The following is a 22,939-nucleotide window of genomic DNA, read 5'->3' as shown; positions in this document are numbered from 1 at the left end:
AGACCTGTCGATGCGCCTTGCCCTGCCCCTTAGTCTGCTGCTGACCACCGCCCTGCCGGTTTGGGCAGAGATGCCCGCGCCACAAGGCCACGTACTACTGACACTGGGCGGCGCCGTGACCGAAACCAACCTGCCCGCGCGTGGTGAAAACGACGGTGGACTATTGGGCTATCTCGAGGTCCAGCACGACGGAGCGGCTGGTTTCGATGCGGCAACGCTGGATGGGTTGGAGCAATTTGAAATTACAATCGCCTATGGTCCGGAAGGCAACCAGCGCGACATTGCCTTTTCAGGCCCACGCCTTTCAGAGGTGATGACCCTAGCCGGGGCGGAAGGGAAAACAGCGAAGCCTATGGCGATGGATGGCTATCAGTCCGAAATTCCATGGGACAGAATCGCGGAGAACCAACCTATCGTGGCAACTCACGCCGATGGCAGTCCGATGGGGATCGGAGGGTACGGCCCGACCATGATCGTCTTCCCGCCCACAGATGATGCCGATCTGGCACAGGAACAGGCCGGTCAGCAGGTCTGGGCACTGGCCTATATCGGAGTCGAGTAATCAGCGACCGGTCAGCCGGGCGTGGTCCTGAAGCGCAAACCGGTCGGTCATCCCGGCAATGTAGTCCGATACAATCCGAGCTAAGGCCGTTTCATTTGGAGCCGCCTCGATCTCGGAATGCCAATGCACGGGCATCTGTTTCGGGTCGTTCAGATAGAGGGGGAACAATTCCTCAACCACCGTACCGACCTCGGCCCGCACCTTCATGACACTCGGCGCGCGATACATCCGTGAAAACAGAAAACTCCGAATTTCCTTGAGTTGCGCCCAAAGCCCGCCTGAGAACTGGATCACCGGATAGCCCAGATGCCGAATTTCCTCGACCGCCTGTGCGCCGGAACCGGCGATCAAATCCCGCGAGGTATCGATGACATCCGAAACCATGACCCCGAAAACGCGTCGTAGTGCCTCGTGCCGGCGGCGATACGGGTCGATCCCCGGATACTTGCGATCTACCTCTGCATAGCAAGCACCTACGATGGGCAAGTCCCGAATTTCTTCATCCGTGAACAGGCCTGCGCGCAACCCATCCAGCAAGTCATGGTTGTTATAGGCGATATCATCGGACAAAGCCGCTACCTGAGCCTCTGCGCTGGCATGGGTGTGCAGTTCCAAGTCAAAGCCGTCATTGCATTCCGCCAGTGCCCATGGAAGCTCGCCCACAACCGGCCCGTTGTGTTTCGCAATCCCTTCCAGACATTCCCATGTCAGATTGCAGCCGTCGAATTCGGCGTAATGACGCTCCAACTTGGTCAGAACCCTTATTGCCTGCGCGTTGTGATCAAAGCCGCCATAGGGTGCCATTAGCGCGTGTAAGGCATCTTCACCCGTATGTCCGAAAGGGGTATGTCCCAAATCATGCGCCAATGCGACGGCCTCAGTCAGTTCCGGGTTCAGGCCAAGCGCGCCTGCGATAGTGCGCGCCACCTGAGCAACTTCAATGGAATGGGTCAGACGTGTGCGATAGCTGTCGCCCTCATGCTCCACAAACACTTGCGTCTTGTGCTTTAGTCGCCGAAAGGCGCTGGCGTGAATGATCCTGTCGCGATCACGCTGAAAGCATGACCGGAAACTGCTTTCTTCCTCCGGCACAAGCCGCCCCTTGGCGCGGCTTGGATCCGAGGCAAAACCCGCTCTGTCCAAAGGTCTTGTCCTTGTCGCCTGTCGTTAGGTTTCATATATTGTACCGTGCTGAAGAAATAAACCTTTGGAGACTGGCATGAATCTGCCCCCAACAGTCACAGAACGCGCCTTCGATCGGCTCGCCGAGATTGGCGCAGCAGATCAGGGACAGGCCCTGCGCGTCGCGGTGGAAGGCGGCGGATGCTCCGGTTTTCAATATGAGATCGCGCTGGATAAGCCTAAAGAGGATGACCTGATCCTCGAAGGCAAAGGTCAGAAAGTCATCGTGGACTCGGTTTCTCTGCCATTTCTCGAAAATGCGGTTATCGACTTTACGCAAGAGTTGATCGGTGCGCGTTTTGTAATCGAAAACCCGAACGCCACGTCCTCATGCGGCTGCGGCACCTCTTTTTCGATGTAATCGCCGGTGGGAGCTTAGCCCCCACACCTCAGAATATTTTCGCCAGATGAAGTAGGGTTCGCTCTCTGGCGATTATGCCGGACAGCTTCACTTGGCGCGCGATCATCCGCGTCCTCGCTTGTACCGCAAAGCTCTATTCGACCAGAATGGTTAAGGATCCGTTTCTTCATCTGGCTAAAAATATCCCGGAGCGCGAAACAGAGCCTCGCAATCCAGCCATCCACCTTGCCGTTAGCCAAGTTCTGGGCGATAGGTTGCCTGAAGCCAGCGGAGGGATCGCGTATGAAAATCGCCACGTTCAACATCAACGGCATTAAAGCGCGGGCTGAGGCTTTGCCCCGGTGGTTGGATGATGCGCAACCCGATGTAGTTCTGCTGCAGGAGATTAAGTCGGTCGACGAGAACTTCCCGCGCGAGATATTCGAGGAACGGGGATACAACGTCGAAACACACGGACAAAAAAGCTTTAACGGCGTCGCGATCCTGTCGAAGCTGCCTCTTGAAGATGTCTCCCGCGGACTGCCGGGCGATGATGAGGATGAACAGGCACGCTGGATCGAAGCCACGGTGATCGGCAAAAAGGCATTGCGGATATGCGGGTTGTATCTGCCCAACGGCAATCCGGTGCCTGGTCCGAAGTACGACTATAAGCTGGCGTGGATGGAGCGTTTGTATAACCGCGCCCGCGATCTGATGGCCAGCGAAGAGCCAGCCCTCATGGCAGGTGACTACAATATCATTCCACAGGCCGAAGATGCTGCCCGACCGGATGCCTGGCGCGAGGATGCCTTGTTTCGCCCTGAAAGCCGGGCCGCGTTTCGAAAAATTCTCAATCTGGGCTTCACCGAGGCGTTCCGAGCCCGCACTCAAGGTCCTGGCCACTATTCGTTTTGGGACTATCAGGCCGGCGCTTGGAACAAGAATGACGGCATCCGTATCGACCACTTCCTACTGACACCGCAAGCCGCCGATCTTATGCGCGATTGCCAGATTGATTCCACAGTGCGCGGGCAAGAAAAACCGTCGGATCACGTGCCGGTCTGGGTCGACCTAGACCTATAAAGTGTCAAACAGTCGCGTCGTAAGCATAGATCCACTCGTATTTCCGCGAAAGTCTGGGGCCAATGGCCAATAACGCCATCTGAGCCGCAAGTCGCATAGGGCCCCGCAAATGAAAGTTACGCGCGTTTGCCCCAGCGGCGTCTACAACCCGTTTTGCCCTCGGACGGCGGCGAGTCTCGTAGGCGGCAAGCGCTTGCGTAACACCCGACTGCTCATCGAAGGACCGAGCCAACACCCAGGCGTCTTCAAGCGCAAGGCAGGCCCCTTGCGCCATGAACGGCAGTGTTGGATGGGCCGCATCCCCCAAAAGGGCAACACGCCCGTTCTGCCAGTGCTCAGCCACGGGTCGCAGGAACAAGGCCCAGATGTGGGGTTCCTGAACCTGTCCAAGGATTTCCCCGACAAGCCCGCCGAAATCGAAAAATCGCGCTCGTAAGTCCTCTGGTTCACCGCGCAGACGCCAGCCTTCTTCTTTCCAGTCGGACCGCTCTTCAATCGCAACTATGTTCATCAGAGTGTGATCGCGAAGAGGGTAAGTTACGACATGCCGCCCCGGCCCCATGGTCAGAACAGCGCACGGTTTTTGATCGCGGCGCGCCCAGGGGATTGTGGCCCTCCAGGCCACTTGATGCGTAAATTCGGGCGCTTCGGGACCGTTCAGGCCGACACGGATTTCGCTTCGCCCACCATCAGCGGCAATGGCACAACCGACACGTAATCTGGTGCCGTCTCCCAGAACAACCTCGGCTTCGGACGGATGCTTGTGTACCCGAGAAACTCGTGCGCCCAATCGAAACTCGACCCCTTCCCGAAGCGCTTGTTTGTGCAGCAAACCCAGCAAATCAGCACGATGGTAGTAATAGGTCGGTCCAGCGGCAGGTGCCGGTATTTCACTGATAGACCGCCCTGCCCGATAATCGCGCAGCAGCGTTCCGTAGGAGCGGATGCCGGCCTCATGCGTTTCGCCCACAACGTTCAGGGCGCGCAGAACAACCATTCCGTTTTCGCTAATCTGCAAGCCAGCCCCGACTTCGGTAAGTTCAGCTGCCTGCTCGAAAACCGTAACCTGAGCCCCGCGTTGCCGCAGCGCCAGAGCTGCCGCGACACCACCAATGCCACCCCCGATGACGCCAAATTTCAGACCTTCGATATTCATGGCTACGGCTTAACGCAAAAACGCCGGAGCAACAGGCCCCGGCGTTGGTATTTTCCCGAATTTCACAGCGATCAATCGTCGCGGTGAACTTTCTCGCGGCGCTCGTGACGTTCCTGCGCTTCCAGCGTCATGGTCGCGATCGGACGCGCATCCAGACGTTTCAGCGAGATCGGATCGCCGGTCATCTCGCAATAGCCGTACTCACCCTCGTCGATGCGGCGCAAGGCCGAGTCGATCTTGGCCACCAGCTTGCGCTGACGGTCGCGGGTGCGCAGTTCCAGCGCGCGGTCGGTTTCCTCGCTCGCGCGGTCTGCAACGTCCGGAATGTTACGGGTGTTGTCCTGCAGCCCCTCAATCGTGTCGCGGCTGCCCGCCAAAAGTTCATTCTTCCAATCCAGCAGCTTGCGACGAAAATACTCAAGCTGTCGGTCATTCATGAAAGGCTCATCTTCGGCCGGGCGGTAGTCTTCCGGCAGAAAAACTTCCTGCTTCATTTTTGCTCCCTCGGTATGGCCAGAAACGTCGGTTGCTGTTGTTTCACCTGACATTTGGCACCCCCTTCTGCGGAGCGTGTAACCGACGCGCGTTGGAATGTCACTACACAAACGTCGAGTTGATACGTAACCGCTCCGACTTGTCTAAATATGAGACATATAACAACAAAACCTTGTTTTTCTGTGAAAAATGTCGGGCGAAACTTGGGCAACCCACAACCGACGCGACACCCAAAGTGGCGCGAATCACCCGAAAGAGACTGGAGTCGTTACGAAATTCGTATCGCACGACGCCGCGATCCGCTTGTCAAAATCATCGCCCCTCTGTAACCCGAACAGCACAGTTCGCGCGAAACCACACGAGGGGCCCATGACCGCACGTTTCCAAGGCACCGCAGAATATGTTGCCACCGACGACCTTACTATTGCGGTCAACGCTGCCGTAACTCTGGAACGCCCCTTGTTGGTTAAGGGAGAACCGGGCACCGGCAAGACCGAACTGGCCAAGCAGGTGGCCGGTGCGCTGGGGCTGAAGATGATCGAGTGGAACGTGAAGTCCACCACCCGTGCACAGCAGGGCCTGTATGAATATGACGCGGTCAGCCGTCTGCGCGACAGCCAGTTAGGCGACGAGCGCGTGCATGATGTTTCGAACTATATCCGCAAGGGCAAGTTGTGGCAGGCCTTCGAAGCCGACGAAAAGGTGGTTCTGCTGATCGACGAGATCGACAAGGCCGATATCGAATTCCCCAACGACCTGCTGCAAGAGCTTGATAAGATGGAATTCCATGTCTACGAGACGGGCGAAACCATCCGGGCCAAGCACCGCCCCATCGTCATCATCACTTCGAACAATGAAAAGGAACTCCCTGACGCGTTTCTGCGCCGTTGTTTCTTCCATTACATCCGCTTCCCGGATGAGACGACCATGCGCCGGATCGTCGAGGTCCATCACCCCGGCATCAAGGACGCGCTGCTGACCACAGCGCTGACCCAGTTCTATGAAATTCGCGAAACGCAGGGGTTGAAGAAAAAACCTTCGACCTCTGAGGTACTGGACTGGCTGAAACTGCTTTTGGCCGAGGACCTGACTGCCGAGGACCTAAAACGCGACGGCGCCAATGCCCTGCCCAAGCTACATGGGGCGTTGCTGAAGAACGAACAGGACGTGCATTTGTTCGAACGTTTGGCCTTTATGGCGCGCAGCAAACGCTGAGACGTTGAACATCTGGTGATCGCCGCTTGCCTTGAGTGGGGCCGGATGTCAGCATCAATGGGTGGCAGCCCGGGCCAACCGGGTTAGTTTCGACGTGAACGAACGGGACATTGTAATTGGCTGACACTTTGAAGATCCGAGCGCTGCGACCTGAAGATCGCGCAGAATGGTCCGACATGTGGCGGGACTATCTGGCCTTCTATGAAACCGAGGTGCCAGATGAGATTTACGACATCACTTTTGCACGCCTGCTGGGCAATGATGCTCATGAATTCTCTTGCTTTGTAGCCGAACAGAATGGACAGCTGGTTGGCCTGACCCACTATCTTTTTCACCGCCATGCATGGAAAGTGGAGCCCGTTTGCTACCTACAGGACCTCTTTGCCCGCCCTGAAGCGCGCGGCACTGGTGTCGGACGAGCCCTTATCCAAGCCGTGTATGACGAGGCCGACCGTCAAGGTGCCCCCTCCGTCTATTGGCTGACGCAAGACTTCAACCACACTGCCCGTAAGCTTTATGACCGCATCGGCAAGCAGACGCCGTTCATTAGGTATCAGCGCCCATGATGCGATGGAGCGCTCTCCTTGCAGCCGTGGCGCTTGCAGGCTGCGCGACGGTTGAACCGACCGAAGTGCCAACCCGCGTGAAGGCGATCGAAGAGACATTGCCTCCGGCCAAAGCCTTCACTCATGCCTCACCAACGCCTCCGGCCCGCTCGAATGCGAATATCGCGGCAGACTTTGTGTCACTGCATTTTGCGCTGGAGGGCGGCGCGCAACTCCCTGTGTTCACGCGGTTCGAAACGCCCATCACGGTAAAATTGACCGGCTCACCCACGCCCTCAATGCAGCGCGATCTCACCCAGTTGCTGAACCGTTTGCGCCGTGAGGCCAAAATCGACATTCGCCAGATTTCCGACAGTTCAGCCAATATTACGATCGAGGCTGTCAGTCAGGAGCAAATCCATGAAATCCTGCCGCAAGCGGCCTGCTTCGTGGTGCCCAACTCTTCAAGTTTCGAGGAGTACCGCCGCGACCGGCGCAAACAGAAAAGCAGCTGGAGCAGACTGCGCAGCCGAGAGCGTCTAGGTATATTCATTCCCTACGACGTCAGCCCGCAGGAAAAGCGGGACTGCTTGCATGAAGAAATCGCCCAAGCACTGGGGCCATTGAACGACCTGTACCACCTGCCGGATTCGGTGTTCAACGATGACAACATCCATACAGTACTGACCGGGTTCGACATGCTGATCCTGCGCACGGCCTATTCGCCCGAATTGCGCAGCGGCATGACACGCGAAGAGGTCGAGGCTGCCGTGCCCAGTGTACTCAGCCGCCTGAACCCCCGTGGAAACGGTCTGAAAGCACAAGCGGTCTCCGAGACTCCGCGGGATTGGATCAATGCGGTACAGAAATCTCTGCGCCCGCAACTAAGTTCGCAACGCCGTCAACGGGCTGCGCAAAGGGCTGCCCAGATCGGACAGGAACAAGGCTGGACCGACCATCGCCGCGCCTATCCCTACTACGTTCTGGGACGCATGGAGCAGTTCGACAATCCGCAAGAGGCGTTACGCAATTACCAGACCGCAATGCAGTTTCTGCGTACCACACCCGGCACCGAGGTCCATCAGGCTTATATCACCACCCAAACGGCCTCATATGCTTTGGCGCAGGGCAAAGGCCCGGACGTCTTGCCAGAATTGGACCGGGCCATAGATGTGATGATGAGAGCCGAAAATGCCGCGCAACTGGCAACCCTGCTACTGTTGAAATCAGAGGCGCTTAATCAAGCGGGGCGTACAGCTCAGGCACGTTCCGTCAGGCTGGACAGCCTGGGATGGGCGCGCTACGGGTTCGGCTCGGAAACGGTGGTGCGGTCACTGATGCAGGACGTTGCGGAGGCCCCCCGAAATAACAACAGAGGCGGATAACGCATGGTCGTAGTTGTGGGAATGGCAATCCTGGGCGCAATCCTGGGGGCACTGACGGCACGCAAACGCAACGGCACCGGCGCAGACATGGCGCAATACGCCGCCGGCTACGGCATTGCTTTTGGTTTGATCGGGCTGATTTTGTCCCTCATTCTAGTACGCTTCGTGGTCTGACCGATGTTCCTACCCTTTTTCGAGAACCTCAGAAAAGCCGGTATTCCCGTTTCCTTACGCGAATACTTGACCTTTCTAGAGGGCATGAAAAAGGGTTTGGCGACCTATGATGTCGAGGCGTTCTACTACCTTGCCCGTGTCTCGATGGTGAAGGACGAGCGTAACATCGACAAGTTCGACCGCGCCTTTGCTGCCAGTTTCGAAGGTCTGGACGAAATCAGCTTTGATCAGGTTCTTGAGGCCGTCGATATCCCTGCCGACTGGCTGGCCAAGATGGCCGAGAAACACCTAAGCGATGAAGAAAAGGCTGAGATCGAGGCGCTTGGCGGGTTCGACAAGCTGATGGAAACGCTGCGTGAGCGCCTCAAGGAACAGCAAGGCCGCCACCAAGGCGGTAATAAGTGGATCGGCACAGCCGGCACCTCTCCGTTCGGCGCTTATGGCTATAACCCTGAAGGCGTGCGTATTGGGCAGAAGGAAAGCCGTCACCAGCGCGCGGTCAAGGTCTGGGACAAGCGCGAATTCAAGAACTTGGACGATACAGTTGAACTTGGGACACGCAACATAAAGGTCGCCCTGAAACGCTTGCGCCGTTGGGCGCGCGAGGGGGCCGCCGACGAGTTGGATCTCGACGGCACCATCCGCGCCACCGCCGAGCACGGCTATCTGGACGTCAAAACCCGCCCCGAACGTCACAACGCGGTCAAAGTGCTGCTGTTTTTGGATGTCGGCGGCTCGATGGACCCGCATATCAAGGTGGTCGAGGAATTGTTCTCGGCCGCTCGGACCGAGTTTAAGCATCTAGAGTATTACTACTTCCACAACTGCTTGTATGAGGGCGTCTGGCGCGACAATCACCGCCGCTGGGACCAGCAAACCCCTACGCATGAGGTTCTGCGGACCTATGGTGCGGACTATAAATGCATCTTCGTCGGCGACGCCTCGATGAGCCCCTACGAGATCGCCTATCCCGGTGGTGCAAACGAACACTGGAACAAAGAAGCCGGTCAAGTTTGGTTACAGCGTGCCCGCGAACAATGGCCGTCAAACCTCTGGATCAACCCGGTGCCCGAAAAATACTGGGACTACACCCACTCCATCGGCATGATCCAAGAGATTTTCGAAAATCGAATGGTGCCGATGACCTTGGCGGGGCTGGAACAAGGCATGCGAGAGCTGACGCGCTAGAACTTCGTTGAAAGCTAATTCCTAGGCATTTCGCCAAGCTAGAAAAGGCTTAACTTTTCGGGTTGCCCCCTCATCCGATTGTCCAACCAAAGCAATTTATCGGAAAAAACCCACGCATCCGATTTTTGTGATATATTTGGCACTGGTTTTGGCTGGGGGGCCTAACATGACCAATTTTGATCTGCGTGGTTTTATAATTCCTATCGTAACGTCTGTGTCGCTTGTTACTTCATCCGTGGCAGTTGCCGCATTTGCTCTAACACCCGACACCGCGTTTGCGAAAAGTCACAAGGGCAATGGAAAAAACAAAAAAGGAAGAGTTCAGATGTTTTCGTTGTCCGAGTTCGGGCGCGAATTCAGGCGTGACGTCCAGCAATTATTCGGTACGCGATCACGGGCAAAGCCCAAACGGATTTCGACCAAAACCCCCAGAAAAACCTACACGAAAGCATCAATTGCACCGATCGAGGAAACCCCCTTTCCGATCACGCGAAGCATCAAGCGATACTCTTCTTACGAAAACGAGAAGCATCCAAAGCACTTTTCCCGTGATCCACTTGTGGCTGCGATTACCGATCCATATGGCTCGGACAGACTTCGACACTTGAAGGCCACAAACGCAGCAGCTCTGGCTTTCAGAAATGCGACCCCGATCAGCAACGTAGGCAAGATTTCAGCGTACCAAACGGAAGCAAAAGAATACTATGACCTGCGATCTGACCTGTACGATGCCCGGCGCGACCTGCATGACCTGAACGAACGCTACAACGGGCGTAGCAGCGATGAGATTGTCGAAGATATCGCCAAGCTTGAGCCGAGTGATCCAAATTATGACGACAAGCTCTATACCTTGAAAAAGGAACTTCGGTTGGCGGAAGGTCACGAAGAAGCCCGCGATGAAATACGCGCAAACGTTAAAGATCTACGGCTAGATACCATGGTTGCCCTGAAAGAGGCTGAACATGCCATTTTCGAAGCTTCAAGGGGCGCTGAACTGGCAAAGGATGTATTGCCTGATTTCCACGAAAACTTCGATTTTCCAGAGCCAGATGATCGCAATATGGACGAGGGTTTAACTCTGCTGCCATACGATCAGGATTTTCACCGCTATTCCGGCGCCCGTACCCTTACGGAAAAGGATTCGGCCTTTTTGCTGGATTTAGGAAGTGCCGATGACGAAACCGGTAAGCAGCTACAAAACAGCTATAGTGTTCCGTTCGCGGCGAAGACTTTAAACCCCGACGGTGCGCTTAAATTGGGCGAGCGGAACACCTCGCACGCTTCGACACCTCGCGACGCAGATCCCGAAGTCATACCGTCATTTCCAACCGTCGTGTCAGAGAATGATGAACCACGCGAGGAAGCCGACGTCGCAGTGCGTGAACCGAGTATCGACGTTGCTGTGCAAGAACCGAACTTATTGAATGACCGCAAAGATAGCCGAGTCAGCTCAGAAATTATCAATGACATTGCCGGGCTCGATCCCTCTGATCCTGACTTTTACGACAAACTTGACGCTTTGGGCTCTGAGTTGCGCAAAGCGGAAGAGAACGATTGAGCCTGTAGAGGCCGGCGCGGACAGGCCTCGGAAACAGACCGGACGCGGCCCAAAACGCGTGGAATCCGGGATGTGATCGCCTGCGTCAGAGAAAAGGTGAGCCGACAAAGTTGCGAGCTTGCCTTACCCGCATTCCTTGCCCATATCTGAAGTATGTTACGCCTCACTCCCATTCTATTGGCGATTGCATACGCCGTTGTCATGTACCGGATTTCGGTCTGGCGTACACATCGGGAACTGGACGCCAAGTCTACCGAATTGGCGGACCCGGCGCTCAAGCGTATGACCGATCGGCTGGCAGCCGCTCTCGAGATCGACCGGGTGCCGGTGTATATCTATGAGATTGACCCGGTGAACGGGTTGGCCGCACCAGATGGTCGCATTTTCATTACACGTGGTTTCTATCGCAAGTTCCGCAGCGGGGAGGTTTCCGCCGAGGAGATGGCCAGCGTTATCGCGCATGAGTTGGGGCATGTGGCCTTGGGGCATGCACGTCGTCGGATGATAGATTTTTCTGGCCAGAACGCGATGCGGGCGGCGTTGATGATGCTGCTGAATCGCTTCATTCCATTCATCGGCGCGTGGATTGCCAATATGTTGACCCATCTTCTTGCATCGCGGCTGTCGCGCGGGGATGAGTATGAGGCAGATGAGTATGCCGCAGCCCTGCTGACCAAGGCGGGTATTGGCATCGGTCCGCAGAAATCTCTGTTTCACAAGCTGGAAGACCTCACTCAACAGCGAGCGGGAGTTGTTCCTGCGTGGTTGATGAGCCACCCAAAGACAGATGACCGGATTGCTGCATTGGAGGCGCTTGAGCGGCGTTGGGCGACGGACGGATAGGTTTGGGCACCGAGGGGCCAGCCCCTCGTGCACCTCGGGATATTTTTCGCCAGACTAAGTTAGATCAGGGCTTAAGTGGTGAGCGCTTTGCCGAGGCGTGGCAAGCGGGCTTTTTTCATTAGGGCGCGGAGGGTCCATTGGTCTCCGGACAGACGATTAGCCTCTGCAAGGACGCGGTTGGCTGTATCGTTCATACCCTCGGGATCGGTCTGCCAAAAGCTGTGCAACAGGCTGTCGGGGTCGCGGCGGTCAAGCCCTTCTTCGGCAAGGATATTCTTGGGAAAATCCTTGGCATTGACGGTGACAATAACGTCGGCCGAAGCCGCTACGGCGGTCGCAAGAACGTGAATATCCGCACTGTCGGGCAGCCAGAGGCCCTGTTCGAGGCCCGCAGTGGCCGTGCGTTCGGCCTTGGGCCAATTTGACCGGGTCAGGGCGATTTCTGCGCGGGCTTGAGCCTCACCTTCCGGACCCAGCTTGCGGGCAGCCCGGGCCCATTCCTCGAGGATGCGAGTAGACCAGATGGGGGTGAAATGGCCGAGTTTGGCCGCGCCCAACAGCATCTCTCGCATCACCGTGGGGTAGATGACACAGGTATCCAGAACCGCCTTCACAGCCGGTAGAACACGGCTTTGAGGTATCCGCTTTCGGCCAGTTGCGGCAATTGCGGGTGGTCCGGTCCGGCGAACCCTGTGTGGATCAGTTGAGCTTGCCGCCCTGCCCGGCCGATGCCGCGCGACGACGCATCGCGGAAGCGCCCCAGATCGGCGGCGTGAGAGCAAGAGCACAGGCCCAAATAGCCGCCCGACTTTACTAAAGGAGCCGCCAACCGCGCGACACGTTCATAGGCGCGCAATCCCGCGTCTAACGCTTGTTTCGAAGGCGCAAAGGCTGGTGGGTCACAGACAACGACATCGAACTGAGCGCCTTCGTCACCCAGCTGGGTAAGCACATCGAACGCATCGCCCTGCCGGGTTTGGAACCTGTCGGCAAAGCCCGATGCCCGCGCGCCTTCACTGGCCAATTCCAGTGCAGCTGCCGAGCCATCGACAGACAACGCCTTTGTCGCGCCACCGGCCAGCATCGCCAGACCGAACCCACCTACATGGCTGAACACATCCAACACTTGCGCGTCCGGGTGGACGAGTCGCGCAGCAAAGGCGTGGTTTGGGCGTTGGTCGTAAAATAGGCCGGTTTTCTGGCCGCCGGTCAGGTCGGCCATATAGGTCGCGCCGTTCATCGGCACCGGCAATGGCGCGTCCGGAGCGGTGCCGCGGAGCGTCTGGTTCACGTCATCCAGCCCCTCCAACCCCCGTGTCCGGCCCGAGGCGTTTTTCAATATGTTTGTTACGCCAGTAACGGTGACCAAAGCGTCGGTTAATGTTTCCAGATGCGCCTCAGCCCAGGCGGCATTGGGCTGGATCACACAGGCGTCTCCGAACCGGTCGATGATCACGCCCGGAAAGCCATCAGCCTCGGCATGGATCAGGCGGTAGTAGGGCGCATCGAACAGACGCTCGCGCATCTCAAGCGCAGGGCGCAGGCGGGTTTCAAACCACCCGGCGTTCAGTTCCGCGTCAAGGTTTCGATCCAGCACACGGCACATGATCTTTGACTCGGGGTTTACCGCGACCAGAGCGATGGGCGCGCGTTTGTCGTCCTCAAGCACGGCCAGTGCGCCGGCCGGTATCTTTCGGGTGCGGCGGTCGGCGACGATGTCATTGGCGTAGACCCAAGGGAAGCCATGACGCAGGCCGCGCGCGTTGGCTTTGGGTTTCAGACGAATACGGGGACAGTCGGAGGCTTGGGTCATGACGCCCTCATAGTGGCGAACGCGCCGGGGGGAAAGCCCTAGCGGGGCCGAGAACGCCAGCCGCCGCGTCGTTTCGGCGCTTGGGCTGATTGCAACCCTTCGGCCAGCACTTGTGTCATCGGATGATCGGCATTCTGCACGACATATGAAGCATGCAAGTCCGTCAGGGCCTGCTTTTGATCCTGCTCCGCAGGCAGGCTGAGCGCCCAGTCTAAAAAGATGCTGCGGCATTCGGGCAGCGTAATGCCCTCGATCCGATAGGCCTCGCGGATCAAGCCCTTGTGATCGTTTGGGTCGTCATTGCGCGGCATCTTTCCCCTCCCCGATGACGCGACCGATGATGTCGGCAGCGGCGGTGTACTTTTCCTGCAATGCGGCCTGAAGTTGCTCGACCTGTTCGAACCCAGTCGCGCGGCATAGGAACGCCGCACCGCCTTCGCCGATCTTGTCGGCCTCGATGACCTTGCCGGATAGCAGCCGGGCCGCGCATTGCACGGACCAGCATAGATCGTAGCAGTCTTTCAACGTTTGCGCCTGAGCGACGTCCAGCAATTCGGCAGCGACAGCGCCGTCCAGCCCCGCTGATACATCGCGATGAGTGACACCGGATAGCAACGCCCCGGTTTCGGCCACCAACTCGATATCCATCATGCGACCGGCGCCGTTCTTGGCATCCCAAATCCCCGCCGGAGATTTCGCGGCCGCCAAACGGGCCCGCATTTCAGCCACCTCGCGCAGCACTTTCTGGCGGTCTTCTGGCTGAGACAGGAACTCGGCACGGAAGGTTTCGATATCCTGCGCCAGTTCTCCATTGCCTGCCACGACATGAGCGCGGGTCAGGGCCAGATGCTCCCACACCCAGGCTTCGTTTTGCTGGTAGTTGGTAAAGCTGGCCAAGCTGGTCGCCACCGGCCCCTGATTGCCCGAGGGGCGCAGACGCATGTCGACCTCGTAAAGCCGCCCCTGCGACATCGGCGCAGACAGAGCGGTAATCAGTGCCTGCGTAAACCGGGCGTAGTATGTGCGCGTGGCGAGTGGTCGCGGACCGTCGGACATGTCCTGATCCAGCGGATCATAGATCACGATCATATCCAGATCGGATTGCGAATTGATCTGCCCTGCCCCCAGTGAGCCCATGCCCAAAACCGCTGCGCCGCGACCTGGTGCAGGTCCGTGTTTCTTTGCAAATTGCTCGGTGACACGTGGCAGAATCGCAGCAATGACGGCATTGGCAAGTTCAGCGTATTGCCGCCCGGCCTGAAGTCCGTCGATTAAGCCACGCAAATGATGCACGCCGATCCGGAAATGCCATTCCTTGCACCAGCGGCGCGCAAAATCGAGCTGGGTTTCGTAATCCGCCTCTTGCCCGAGGGCTTGTTCCAGTTCGGTCTGCAAGGCGACCCGACCCGGCCAGTCGGTGAAAAAACTGCCACCGATCACCGCATCAAAGACACTGGCGTTGCGCGACAAATGCGCCGCCAGAGCGTGTGAGGTGCCTACTATATCTACCAGCAGGTCGATCAGATGTGGGTTGGCTTCGAACAGAGAAAACAGCTGCACTCCGGCGGGCAAGCCGGACAGGAACCCATCCAGCGCCAGCAACGCCTCATCCGGTTTCGCGGTTTTCGATAGGCGCGATAGAAGCTCTGGCTTGAGACGTTCGAATATCCGCGCGCCTCGTTGCGAACGCAGGGCCGGATAGGTCGGCCAGCGGGCCAGAACGCTTCGGTCGAAGTCGGCCTCTTTGGCTGGAATGGGGGTTGAAGAACCGGGGGCAAAGAACCCTTCGGTCAGTTCATGCACCTCAGTCAATCGTCGGGTCAGGTCGACGGTCAGTTCGGCGCTGTCGATCCCCACCAGACAGGCGACCCTTTCGATCCCGTCAGGCGATTGTGGCACCTTGTGAGTTTGCGAATCATGAACCATCTGAATGCGGTGTTCGACCTCACGGTGGGCACGGTAGTGGTCGGTCAATTTCTCTGCCACGTCTTGTGGTATCCAACCTTTTTTGGCGAGCGCAGACAGACCAGGCACAGTGCCCCGCACACGCAAATCAGGATCACGCCCACCCGCAATCAATTGGCGGGTTTGGGTGAAGAACTCGATCTCGCGAATACCACCCTGTCCCAACTTCATGTCATGGCCGGGAATGGTCAGCGCACCACCTGTGCCCTTATTTTCGCGGATGCGAAGGCGCATGTCATGGGCGTCCTGAATGGCGGCAAAATCCAGATGCCGACGCCAGACAAAGGGGCGTAGCGTATCCAGAAACCGCTGCCCCGCTTTCAAGTCGCCTGCACAGGGACGGGCCTTAATATAAGCTGCTCGTTCCCATGTACGGCCTAGGCTTTCATAATAGCGCTCGGCCGCCTCCGCGGCCATGCAGACCGGCGTCACCGCCGGGTCGGGTCGTAACCGCAGATCGGTGCGGAAGACATAGCCATCGGCGGTTTTGTCGCTGAGAGTGGCGCATAAATTGCGTGTTGCCCTCACCATGCCCTGGCGCGCGTCAAAAAAATCATCGGGGTCAAAGCGGGTTTCGTCGAACAGAACAATCAAGTCGATGTCCGAACTGTAGTTCAGTTCGTGCGCACCCATCTTGCCCATCGCCAGAATGATCATCCCGGCAGCGGTTTCCACGTCATTCTCAGTCATCCCCGGCAGCTTTCCACGCCGGATCAGCGCTGCAATCTCGGCCTTTGCCGCAACATCCGCAGCCAACGCACCAAAATCTGTCAGCGCGGCGGTCACCTTCTCTAAGGGCCACGCCCCAGCCAGATCAGCCAAAGCCGTCAGTAGCGCCATGCGCCGCTTGGCCTGCCGCAATCCAGGCTTTAGCTGGTCGGGTGACAATGCGCGTGCTTCGGCCATCACGTCGGCCAACGCCTGATCGGTCTGTTGCAGAGCCTGCGGCAACCACGCGCTTTCACGCTCGATCAGACCTTTCAGATAAGGGCTGGACCCCGCCGTACCGGCGATCAACTCCCTCTGATCGGCAGTCAGATCCGATACGCCATTCAACACTTCATCGCCTAGCGATTTATCAAAAGCGCGCGGAACGCGGTGGATGGCAAGCGGGTCGGTCATTGCGCCTCCAACGGGGTGTCCTGGCTGAAACTGTTGATCCAGACGTCGTGGCGTCGCTCCCACAGGGAAGATATCAGCATCGCTTCCCACGTCGCGCTTCCGGGCCGCTGATAGTCGGCACGATAGGACAGCAACACGATATCAGGGGTCAGAACGCGCAACTTCGTTTCGCTTAGCTCGTACCGGTCCATCGTCGGCGCATCCGCAAATTGCCCGACATGGTCATCTCGATTGGCAAAGCCGGTGGTGTAGACACCCAGAAAATCCGCGCTCAACAACGCCCGATCTGCTTGGGGATTACCTTCAACCAGCGCGGCCCAGACCTGCTTTTCCAAGTCCAGAATTTCGGCAAGTGACGGGGCGGTTTTTCGTTCTGTGACAGACATTTTTGCAAATTGCTTGGTTCACCGGGTGACGTCAACCAAAGTTGGGCGACGCCCTCAATGTAAATCTTTTTCACATCCTCCCCTTGCAACCGGTGGTACGCTCCCCATCTATTCAATGTGAAAACGATTTACATCAAACCCGGAGACCCTAAATGACTGCACTATCCGACACCGCTGTCCCTGAAAATCCGGGATGGCTGTACCGTATCGAGGCCTGGCTTGACGACAAAGGCAAAGGTGCCTGGATCGCTGTCATGGTCCTTGGTTTCATCTTCTTCTGGCCCGTGGGCCTGGCTCTTTTGGCCTACATGATCTGGAGCAAACGCATGTTCAGTAAATCCTGCAGCCGTCGCAAAACCTGGCACAGCCACATGAGCGCCATGAAGCCTTCGGGCAACAGCGCGTTCGACGCCTACAAGGCGGACACGCTGGCGCGGTTGGAACGCGAACAGCAGGACTTCGAGGCCTTCCTGCGCCGACTGCGCGAAGCCAAGGACAAGGCCGAATTCGACCAGTTCATGGACGAACGCGCCCGCGAAAACCGGGACGAGGCCGAAAACGGCGAACGCGCCTGATCCTGACTTGCCCTGTTCCGGTTTTCGGAACAGGGTGATTTCGCGAACAATATCCGGATATTACAACATGTCTCACCTGCCTGATCCAGACAGCCAGCCCGAGTTCTACCAGTCGGTGGCGACCAAACGCTTTGTCGCATGGCTCTTTGATGTCGCCTTTATCTCGCTTCTGTGCATCGTGCCGGTTTTCCTGACATTTGGCGCAGGGCTTTTCTTCCTACCGCTGATCTACGGGGTTATTAGTTTCATCTATCGTGTCGTCACAATTGCCAACGGGTCGGCGACCTTGGGCATGCGCTTCATGGGTATCGAACTGCGCGATGCCTTCGGCGCCCGACTAGATATGGGTAAGGCCGTGGCCCATACTGCCGGATATTTCATCAGCATGGCCTTCTTTGTGATCCAGATCATCTCGGCCATCATGATGTTGACCAGTTCTCGGTGCCAGGGTCTGACAGACTCGTTCCTTGGGACGGTGATGATCAACCAACGGGCGTGAAAAAAATCAACGTCGTGAATCACTTGGCGGCTTGGGGAACCGTTGTTATCATCCCGTCTCAGGAAACACGGGACCTTCATGCGACACACGCTGCCAATCGCGCCGCAATTCTATGTGACGGCACCCCAGCCCTGCCCTTACCTTGAGGGCAGGATGGAGCGTAAGTTGTTCACGGCCTTGCAGGGCGAAGGTGCAGATCAGCTGAACAATTCGCTGTCTCAACAAGGGTTTCGTCGGTCTCAAAACGTACTCTACCGCCCCTCATGCACCGATTGCGCTGCCTGTCTGTCGGCCCGCATAAACGTGTCGGCCTTTCGCCCCAGCAAAAGTCAGAAACGCGCCACCAAACGGAACGTATACCTTCAACGCCGGGCGAATTCGCCTTGGGCCACCGATGAGCAATACGAACTGTTCCGCCGTTATTTGGATACCCGCCACGCCGATGGCGGCATGGCCGACATGGACGTGTTCGAATTCGCTGCGATGATCGAGGAAACCCCGATCCGTAGCCGCGTGGTTGAATATATCGATCCCGAAACCGGTGAATTGATTGCCGTCAGCCTGACCGACGTTCTGGATGATGGGCTGAGCATGGTCTACTCGTTCTATGACCCGGAACAGCCGCAAAGTTCTCTGGGGACGTACATGATCCTCGACCACATCGATATAGCGCGTGAGGCTGGCCTGCCTTATGTCTATCTGGGGTACTGGGTGCCAGGCAGCCCCAAGATGGGCTACAAAGCGCGGTTCTCCGGCCTCGAAGCCTATATTCACGGTGCTTGGGAACGCATCAACGACCCGTCAGAGTTGACCGAAGGCAAACATCATCCCCTTTCTACGGCCCCGATTGCCGAACAGGTTGCCAGTATCCAGCTTCCAGATCGCCATCCGACCAAAGGCTAGCCGACAATGCGTCAAACCCTTCATGCGGTCACCCTTGTGGTGCCGGACTATGATGCCGCCATCGAATTTTATACCGAAACCCTCAACTTCACACTTACTCAGAACATAGATCTGGGCGAAGGCAAACGCTGGGTGCTGGTTACTCCTCCGGGATCCGAGAGCGGTTCGCTACTTCTGGCACAGGCTGACGGGCCGGATCAGATCACCGCTGTAGGCAACCAGACCGGAGGTCGCGTCGGTTTCTTCCTGCAAACCGATGACTTTGAACGCGATCACGCCGCTATGCTCTCCAATGGTGTTCACTTCGAAGAAGAGCCCAGACACGAAGACTATGGCTGGGTCGTCGTCTGGCGCGACCCGTTCGGTAATCGCTGGGACCTGATCCAGTTTATCTAATCCGATCTTCATCTGGCCCCAAATATCTCGGGGTTGAATTGGCCAATGCCAAGAAGGGGCTGGCCCCTTTCCCCAAACAAAAAAGCAAAGGGGGCCACGCGGCCCCCTTTTCCTTTGGATCATATCGAACGATCATTTCGGGATAAGGTCTGGAACGATGGTCACAATCGACGGGAAGGACCACAGGATAGCAATCCCCACCACTTGAATGATCACGAAGGGTATGATCCCGCGATAGATATGGCCAGTAGTCACCTCTTTCGGCGCAACGCCCCGCAAGTAGAATAGCGCAAAACCAAAAGGTGGTGTCAGGAACGAGGTCTGCAGATTCACCGCCACCATAATCGTCACCCATTTTGGATCGAACGACCCACCATAGATTACCGGGCCTACAATGGGGATCACGATGTAGATGATCTCGAGGAAATCCAACACGAAACCCAGAATGAACAGCACCAGCATCACGATCAGGAAAACCGTGAACTCGTTGTCGAAACTGCGCAGGAACTGCTGGATGTAATGTTCACCGCCGAACGAAATCACCACGAGGTTCAGCAACTGCGACCCGATCAGGATGGTGAACACCATCGAGGTCACCTTCGCCGTCTCTCGCACCACCGGGGTCAGAACACCGCTGGAGAACAAGACCCAGCAGGCATAGAACAGGCCGAACAGTGCATAGAGGTAAGCCGCATATGCAAAGATGAAGGCAATCCAGCTTTCAACCGAGACATCACCCTGATTGATACGCAGGTCGAAGTTGATCCCCATCAGCATGCAGATGATGATGGCAAAGGTCGACCAGATGATCACCTTGCCCGAGCGTCCCTGATCCTGCAGCTTTCGATAAGCCGCCAGCATGATCGCTCCGCCTGCCCCCAGCGCCGCCGCTGGTGTCGGGTTGGTGATACCGCCGAGAATAGATCCCAGTACCGCGATGATCAGAACCAACGGAGGGAATACCACACGGATCAGGTCGTTGGTGGCGCATCGTTCAGCCGCAAACTTGCAGCCATAGATCGCCAGTGCAAACGGTATCGCCATGATCAGGAAAGCCACCCCAGACGATGTCGTCGGCGCAATCAGCAGCACATCCACCAACACCATCAGCAAAAGGCCGATGGTTCCAACAATCAAGGGCTGCGTCGATTTTGATGGCGCTATGCCGCGACCGAACAGCAAGGTCAGACCCAGCAGAACAACGATGATTGCAACGCCTGTACCGATGGGCGCCGCGGCTGCGATCTTGGCTTCTTTGGCAGCGGCCAGTTCTTCCTCGGTCAAACGTTGCGCCTGCGTGACACCACCGGCTTCGTTCAGCGCCTGCTGCTCGGCTACCGCCTGATCCCAGGCGGATTGACCGTGCAGTTCGATCATCGAGGCCTTGCACTCTTCCGATACGTTTGTGCGCAGCGAGGCGCCTTCCCCGATATCAGAAAACGCCGAGACTGTGATGTTCTGGCTGCCAATCATACCTGCGCTACCCAGTAGAACCGCGCCGACGATCAGCGCAACCGGCGCGCCTAGCAGCCATGTCAGCCCTTCGCTGCGGGTGATCGGCTCACCACCGCCACCGCCCAGTTCCACGGCAGGAGCTTTCTCGGGGTTCATCAAGGCATAGCCAAAGGCGTAAAGCGCATAGAGCAAGGCCAGCATGATCCCCGGCAGCAGCGCCGCTTGGAACAGCGTACCAACCGAGACCACCGCAGGCTCACCCAGATAGGTCAGTGCATCTGTGCACCCTGCCTCAACCGCGCGCGTTTCCTGCGCGGTCGAATACAGGTCGCCGGCCAACGTGCCCAGCAGAACGATCACGATTGACGGCGGGATGATCTGCCCCAGCGTCCCCGAGGCCGCGATCACACCGGTCGCCAGTTCCGGCGAATAGTTGTTCCGCAGCATAGTCGGCAACGCCAGCAGACCCATGGTCACAACAGTCGCTCCCACGATCCCGGTCGAAGCCGCCAGAAACGCACCCACAACTACGATCGATACGGCCAGACCGCCCGGCAGCGGACCAAAAACGCGCGCCATCGTGGTCAGCAGATCGTTTGCGATCCTTGAGCGTTCCAGCGTGATCCCCATCAAGACAAACATCAGAACGGCCAGCAGAGTTTCGATGGATTGCCCGGCCAGAACCCGTTCATTGATACGGTTCACGATAAAGGACACGTTGCGATCCAACGCGGTTTCCCAGCCTGAGGGGAAGACCGGCTCGCCAAACGTTGGCAATTCCGGGTATCGGAACACGGATATCGTTTCCGGTTTGATGCCCGAGTTCACAAGATCCCGATAGGCTTGTGTGCCTGTATCAACCGCCTGATGGATCAGCAGTCCGGCGCTGTCCAATGCCGCGATGATCCCAAAAGAGATGATACCAGCCCCACCGATGGCGAAGGCCACCGGGAAACCGGACAGGATGCCTCCGAAAAGGCAGAAGAATACGATAATGAGGCCTATCTCGACGCCATCAAGTCCGAATAGCATTGTCTTGGTCTCCGTCCTTAATGTACGCCTTCGTAGGCTTCTTCGCCCTCACCAAGGCTGTCCTTGTCGAGGTATTTATCGGCACTTTCCGGCCCTTCCACGTATTCCAGATACGACCGGTACAGGAATGCAATCGCCTGCAAGAACACGAGCCCGGCAAAGGCTACCAGCATGATCTTGAACAGGAAGTACGCGGTGAAGCCGTTAGGGCTGAAGCCGATGGTCTCGACATTCCAGCGCATCGCTTTCGACTTCAGCAGCAGGCGCTCCAGAGTGTCACTGGCCGAGGGTTTCGGCACGATCAGGTGTCGCCACATGAAGTACCAGCCATACATCCAGACCATCACTGCCAGGGGCATCATGAAGAAAACCGAGCCCAGCATGTCGATCACTTTCTTGGTACGGAACCGTGCCGGGGCATAGAATAGGTCAACCCGAACATGTCCGCCCTGCACGAAGGTGTAACCCACGCAAAGAGACACCACCAAAGCATTGTAAAACTTCAACATTTCAGCATACCAGCTGATGTCATATTGAAGTGGGATACCAAAGGCGATCACAATGTCAGGGCGAGTGAAAATCCGCTGCATGATCACGATAATGATCTGCTGCAACACCATCAGTAGGCCCGCCCAGGCAAAGAAACGTCCCAAGGTATTGGTGAATCCTTCGAGACCCCGCACGCAGCCCCACATGAAGTTGGTGCGGACCATTCCGATGATCGTGATGACTAAGAAAATTGCAAAAACCGCAAAGAAGAACTCAACCGATCCGCCATAGTAGACGAAGCGCATGACAGCTTCTTTGTCGGACCAGTCCAGCCAGAGGCTGGGATGGGTCAGCGCGTAACCGATATTGTAGAAGGCTTGCGCCAGACTTTGCAGAACCCAGACAATCCCGCCGCCCACTGCGGCAAGAGCGTCGGTTAAACCAACCGAGCTGCTGTCGTCCATGATGTCCCTCACTCAGCTGAATATCTGTCAGTTCCACCTTAGCAGGGGCTGCAGGATTCAGAGAATATGTATTGAAAAAGAGGCCCCACATACGTGAGGCCTCAGAGGTTTCAG

At 57.2% G+C, this 22,939-nt stretch carries 24 protein-coding genes; 14 read left to right on the top strand and 10 right to left on the bottom strand.

Features of this window, described 5'->3' with window-relative positions:
• Positions 1-10: 10 nt before the first annotated feature.
• The gene (locus tag ABLN94_RS01705; protein WP_352988525.1) at positions 11-562 is read left to right on the top strand and encodes a hypothetical protein; all 552 of its coding nucleotides are present in this window, start codon (positions 11-13) and stop codon (positions 560-562) included.
• Here ABLN94_RS01705 and ABLN94_RS01700 read toward each other — a convergent pair whose 3' ends face one another.
• Positions 563-1,705: a deoxyguanosinetriphosphate triphosphohydrolase gene (locus ABLN94_RS01700; RefSeq protein WP_352988524.1), complete on the bottom strand. Its 1,143-nt coding sequence runs from the start codon at positions 1,703-1,705 to the stop codon at positions 563-565. It abuts the gene before it with no gap.
• Between the two features lie 76 nt (positions 1,706-1,781).
• Here ABLN94_RS01700 and ABLN94_RS01695 point away from each other — a divergent pair, with 76 nt between their 5' ends.
• Positions 1,782-2,105 (top strand): HesB/IscA family protein, encoded by a 324-nt coding sequence (locus tag ABLN94_RS01695; protein ID WP_352988522.1) that lies wholly within the window; start codon positions 1,782-1,784, stop codon positions 2,103-2,105.
• A 282-nt stretch (positions 2,106-2,387) separates the two neighbouring features.
• Positions 2,388-3,167 (top strand): exodeoxyribonuclease III, encoded by a 780-nt coding sequence (gene xth / locus ABLN94_RS01690; protein ID WP_352988520.1) that lies wholly within the window; start codon positions 2,388-2,390, stop codon positions 3,165-3,167.
• A 4-nt stretch (positions 3,168-3,171) separates the two neighbouring features.
• On the opposite strand, the gene ABLN94_RS01685 is transcribed toward xth, so the two are convergent.
• Both ABLN94_RS01685 and dksA read right to left on the bottom strand, forming a co-directional pair.
• Positions 3,172-4,323 (bottom strand): FAD-dependent monooxygenase, encoded by a 1,152-nt coding sequence (locus ABLN94_RS01685; RefSeq protein WP_352988518.1) that lies wholly within the window; start codon positions 4,321-4,323, stop codon positions 3,172-3,174.
• Positions 4,324-4,394: 71 nt separating this feature from the next.
• The gene (dksA, locus tag ABLN94_RS01680; RefSeq protein WP_039531267.1) at positions 4,395-4,817 is read right to left on the bottom strand and encodes an RNA polymerase-binding protein DksA; all 423 of its coding nucleotides are present in this window, start codon (positions 4,815-4,817) and stop codon (positions 4,395-4,397) included.
• Between the two features lie 370 nt (positions 4,818-5,187).
• Here dksA and ABLN94_RS01675 point away from each other — a divergent pair, with 370 nt between their 5' ends.
• The 7 genes from ABLN94_RS01675 (at position 5,188) to ABLN94_RS01645 (ending at position 11,726) form a co-directional block, all read left to right on the top strand.
• Positions 5,188-6,033 (top strand): AAA family ATPase, encoded by an 846-nt coding sequence (locus tag ABLN94_RS01675; RefSeq protein WP_352988516.1) that lies wholly within the window; start codon positions 5,188-5,190, stop codon positions 6,031-6,033.
• 116 nt (positions 6,034-6,149) lie between these two features.
• Positions 6,150-6,599 (top strand): GNAT family N-acetyltransferase, encoded by a 450-nt coding sequence (locus tag ABLN94_RS01670; RefSeq protein WP_417750494.1) that lies wholly within the window; start codon positions 6,150-6,152, stop codon positions 6,597-6,599.
• Entirely contained in the window at positions 6,596-7,963 is a 1,368-nt protein-coding gene (locus ABLN94_RS01665) for a DUF2927 domain-containing protein (protein ID WP_352988515.1), read from the top strand. Before ABLN94_RS01670 ends, ABLN94_RS01665 begins: the two co-directional genes overlap by 4 nt.
• 3 nt (positions 7,964-7,966) lie before the next feature.
• On the top strand, positions 7,967-8,137 hold the full coding sequence (locus tag ABLN94_RS01660; protein WP_352988513.1) for a hypothetical protein: 171 nt from the start codon (positions 7,967-7,969) through the stop codon (positions 8,135-8,137).
• A 3-nt stretch (positions 8,138-8,140) separates the two neighbouring features.
• Complete coding sequence (locus ABLN94_RS01655) at positions 8,141-9,325, top strand: vWA domain-containing protein (RefSeq protein ID WP_352988511.1); 1,185 nt, start codon at positions 8,141-8,143, stop codon at positions 9,323-9,325.
• Between the two features lie 166 nt (positions 9,326-9,491).
• Positions 9,492-10,883 (top strand): hypothetical protein, encoded by a 1,392-nt coding sequence (locus ABLN94_RS01650; RefSeq protein ID WP_352988510.1) that lies wholly within the window; start codon positions 9,492-9,494, stop codon positions 10,881-10,883.
• Between the two features lie 153 nt (positions 10,884-11,036).
• Positions 11,037-11,726, top strand: coding sequence for a M48 family metallopeptidase (locus tag ABLN94_RS01645; RefSeq protein ID WP_352988508.1), 690 nt, complete (start codon positions 11,037-11,039; stop codon positions 11,724-11,726).
• Between the two features lie 71 nt (positions 11,727-11,797).
• Here ABLN94_RS01645 and ABLN94_RS01640 read toward each other — a convergent pair whose 3' ends face one another.
• Genes ABLN94_RS01640 through ABLN94_RS01620 form a run of 5 tightly spaced genes read right to left on the bottom strand, consistent with a single transcriptional unit; the run spans position 11,798 to position 17,012 of the window.
• Positions 11,798-12,340 (bottom strand): RSP_2648 family PIN domain-containing protein, encoded by a 543-nt coding sequence (locus tag ABLN94_RS01640; RefSeq protein ID WP_352988507.1) that lies wholly within the window; start codon positions 12,338-12,340, stop codon positions 11,798-11,800.
• A complete protein-coding gene (locus ABLN94_RS01635; protein WP_352988506.1) occupies positions 12,337-13,539 on the bottom strand; it encodes an RSP_2647 family RNA methyltransferase in 1,203 nt (400 codons plus the stop codon). The genes ABLN94_RS01640 and ABLN94_RS01635 overlap by 4 nt, the downstream gene beginning before the upstream one ends.
• Before the next feature lie 38 nt (positions 13,540-13,577).
• Complete coding sequence (locus ABLN94_RS01630) at positions 13,578-13,850, bottom strand: hypothetical protein (protein ID WP_170489435.1); 273 nt, start codon at positions 13,848-13,850, stop codon at positions 13,578-13,580.
• Positions 13,837-16,626: a glutamine-synthetase adenylyltransferase gene (locus tag ABLN94_RS01625; RefSeq protein WP_352988505.1), complete on the bottom strand. Its 2,790-nt coding sequence runs from the start codon at positions 16,624-16,626 to the stop codon at positions 13,837-13,839. The genes ABLN94_RS01630 and ABLN94_RS01625 overlap by 14 nt, the downstream gene beginning before the upstream one ends.
• Entirely contained in the window at positions 16,623-17,012 is a 390-nt protein-coding gene (locus ABLN94_RS01620) for a nuclear transport factor 2 family protein (protein ID WP_352988503.1), read from the bottom strand. Before ABLN94_RS01620 ends, ABLN94_RS01625 begins: the two co-directional genes overlap by 4 nt.
• 152 nt (positions 17,013-17,164) lie before the next feature.
• Here ABLN94_RS01620 and ABLN94_RS01615 point away from each other — a divergent pair, with 152 nt between their 5' ends.
• The 4 genes from ABLN94_RS01615 to ABLN94_RS01600 all read left to right on the top strand — a co-directional run bounded on the left by ABLN94_RS01615 (position 17,165) and on the right by ABLN94_RS01600 (position 19,385).
• Positions 17,165-17,587, top strand: coding sequence for a DUF2852 domain-containing protein (locus ABLN94_RS01615; protein ID WP_170489443.1), 423 nt, complete (start codon positions 17,165-17,167; stop codon positions 17,585-17,587).
• 67 nt (positions 17,588-17,654) lie between these two features.
• Positions 17,655-18,086, top strand: coding sequence for an RDD family protein (locus tag ABLN94_RS01610; protein WP_352988502.1), 432 nt, complete (start codon positions 17,655-17,657; stop codon positions 18,084-18,086).
• Positions 18,087-18,164: 78 nt separating this feature from the next.
• Positions 18,165-18,989 carry an arginyltransferase gene (locus ABLN94_RS01605; protein WP_352988500.1) on the top strand — a complete coding sequence of 275 codons (825 nt, stop codon included), beginning with the start codon at positions 18,165-18,167 and terminating at the stop codon, positions 18,987-18,989.
• A 6-nt stretch (positions 18,990-18,995) separates the two neighbouring features.
• On the top strand, positions 18,996-19,385 hold the full coding sequence (locus tag ABLN94_RS01600) for a VOC family protein (protein WP_352988499.1): 390 nt from the start codon (positions 18,996-18,998) through the stop codon (positions 19,383-19,385).
• 132 nt (positions 19,386-19,517) lie between these two features.
• Here ABLN94_RS01600 and ABLN94_RS01595 read toward each other — a convergent pair whose 3' ends face one another.
• Positions 19,518-21,872, bottom strand: a complete 2,355-nt coding sequence (locus ABLN94_RS01595; RefSeq protein WP_352988497.1) for a TRAP transporter large permease subunit — start codon at positions 21,870-21,872, stop codon at positions 19,518-19,520.
• Positions 21,873-21,889: 17 nt separating this feature from the next.
• Positions 21,890-22,825, bottom strand: a complete 936-nt coding sequence (locus ABLN94_RS01590; RefSeq protein ID WP_170489453.1) for a TRAP transporter small permease subunit — start codon at positions 22,823-22,825, stop codon at positions 21,890-21,892.
• Positions 22,826-22,939: the final 114 nt, after the last annotated feature.

It is taken from the genome of Ruegeria sp. SCP11 (assembly GCF_040329455.1).
GTDB classification, from domain to species: domain Bacteria; phylum Pseudomonadota; class Alphaproteobacteria; order Rhodobacterales; family Rhodobacteraceae; genus Ruegeria; species Ruegeria atlantica_E.
The sequence above is the reverse complement of the archived record's forward strand: the minus strand, read 5'-3'. Positions and strand labels throughout refer to the sequence as shown.

What these genes read in the sequence shown, in the direction of transcription:
- ABLN94_RS01605 (WP_352988500.1), top strand. Translation starts at nt 18,165, where the DNA reads ATGCGACACACGCTGCCAATCGCGCCGCAATTCTATGTGACGGCACCC.
- dksA (WP_039531267.1), bottom strand. Translation starts at nt 4,817, where the DNA reads ATGAAGCAGGAAGTTTTTCTGCCGGAAGACTACCGCCCGGCCGAAGAT.
- ABLN94_RS01685 (WP_352988518.1), bottom strand. Translation starts at nt 4,323, where the DNA reads ATGAATATCGAAGGTCTGAAATTTGGCGTCATCGGGGGTGGCATTGGT.
- ABLN94_RS01705 (WP_352988525.1), top strand. Translation starts at nt 11, where the DNA reads ATGCGCCTTGCCCTGCCCCTTAGTCTGCTGCTGACCACCGCCCTGCCG.
- ABLN94_RS01645 (WP_352988508.1), top strand. Translation starts at nt 11,037, where the DNA reads ATGTTACGCCTCACTCCCATTCTATTGGCGATTGCATACGCCGTTGTC.
- ABLN94_RS01610 (WP_352988502.1), top strand. Translation starts at nt 17,655, where the DNA reads ATGTCTCACCTGCCTGATCCAGACAGCCAGCCCGAGTTCTACCAGTCG.
- ABLN94_RS01590 (WP_170489453.1), bottom strand. Translation starts at nt 22,825, where the DNA reads ATGGACGACAGCAGCTCGGTTGGTTTAACCGACGCTCTTGCCGCAGTG.
- xth (WP_352988520.1), top strand. Translation starts at nt 2,388, where the DNA reads ATGAAAATCGCCACGTTCAACATCAACGGCATTAAAGCGCGGGCTGAG.
- ABLN94_RS01650 (WP_352988510.1), top strand. Translation starts at nt 9,492, where the DNA reads ATGACCAATTTTGATCTGCGTGGTTTTATAATTCCTATCGTAACGTCT.
- ABLN94_RS01600 (WP_352988499.1), top strand. Translation starts at nt 18,996, where the DNA reads ATGCGTCAAACCCTTCATGCGGTCACCCTTGTGGTGCCGGACTATGAT.
- ABLN94_RS01615 (WP_170489443.1), top strand. Translation starts at nt 17,165, where the DNA reads ATGACTGCACTATCCGACACCGCTGTCCCTGAAAATCCGGGATGGCTG.
- ABLN94_RS01630 (WP_170489435.1), bottom strand. Translation starts at nt 13,850, where the DNA reads ATGCCGCGCAATGACGACCCAAACGATCACAAGGGCTTGATCCGCGAG.
- ABLN94_RS01655 (WP_352988511.1), top strand. Translation starts at nt 8,141, where the DNA reads ATGTTCCTACCCTTTTTCGAGAACCTCAGAAAAGCCGGTATTCCCGTT.
- ABLN94_RS01635 (WP_352988506.1), bottom strand. Translation starts at nt 13,539, where the DNA reads ATGACCCAAGCCTCCGACTGTCCCCGTATTCGTCTGAAACCCAAAGCC.
- ABLN94_RS01675 (WP_352988516.1), top strand. Translation starts at nt 5,188, where the DNA reads ATGACCGCACGTTTCCAAGGCACCGCAGAATATGTTGCCACCGACGAC.
- ABLN94_RS01695 (WP_352988522.1), top strand. Translation starts at nt 1,782, where the DNA reads ATGAATCTGCCCCCAACAGTCACAGAACGCGCCTTCGATCGGCTCGCC.
- ABLN94_RS01595 (WP_352988497.1), bottom strand. Translation starts at nt 21,872, where the DNA reads ATGCTATTCGGACTTGATGGCGTCGAGATAGGCCTCATTATCGTATTC.
- ABLN94_RS01665 (WP_352988515.1), top strand. Translation starts at nt 6,596, where the DNA reads ATGATGCGATGGAGCGCTCTCCTTGCAGCCGTGGCGCTTGCAGGCTGC.
- ABLN94_RS01625 (WP_352988505.1), bottom strand. Translation starts at nt 16,626, where the DNA reads ATGACCGACCCGCTTGCCATCCACCGCGTTCCGCGCGCTTTTGATAAA.
- ABLN94_RS01620 (WP_352988503.1), bottom strand. Translation starts at nt 17,012, where the DNA reads ATGTCTGTCACAGAACGAAAAACCGCCCCGTCACTTGCCGAAATTCTG.
- ABLN94_RS01660 (WP_352988513.1), top strand. Translation starts at nt 7,967, where the DNA reads ATGGTCGTAGTTGTGGGAATGGCAATCCTGGGCGCAATCCTGGGGGCA.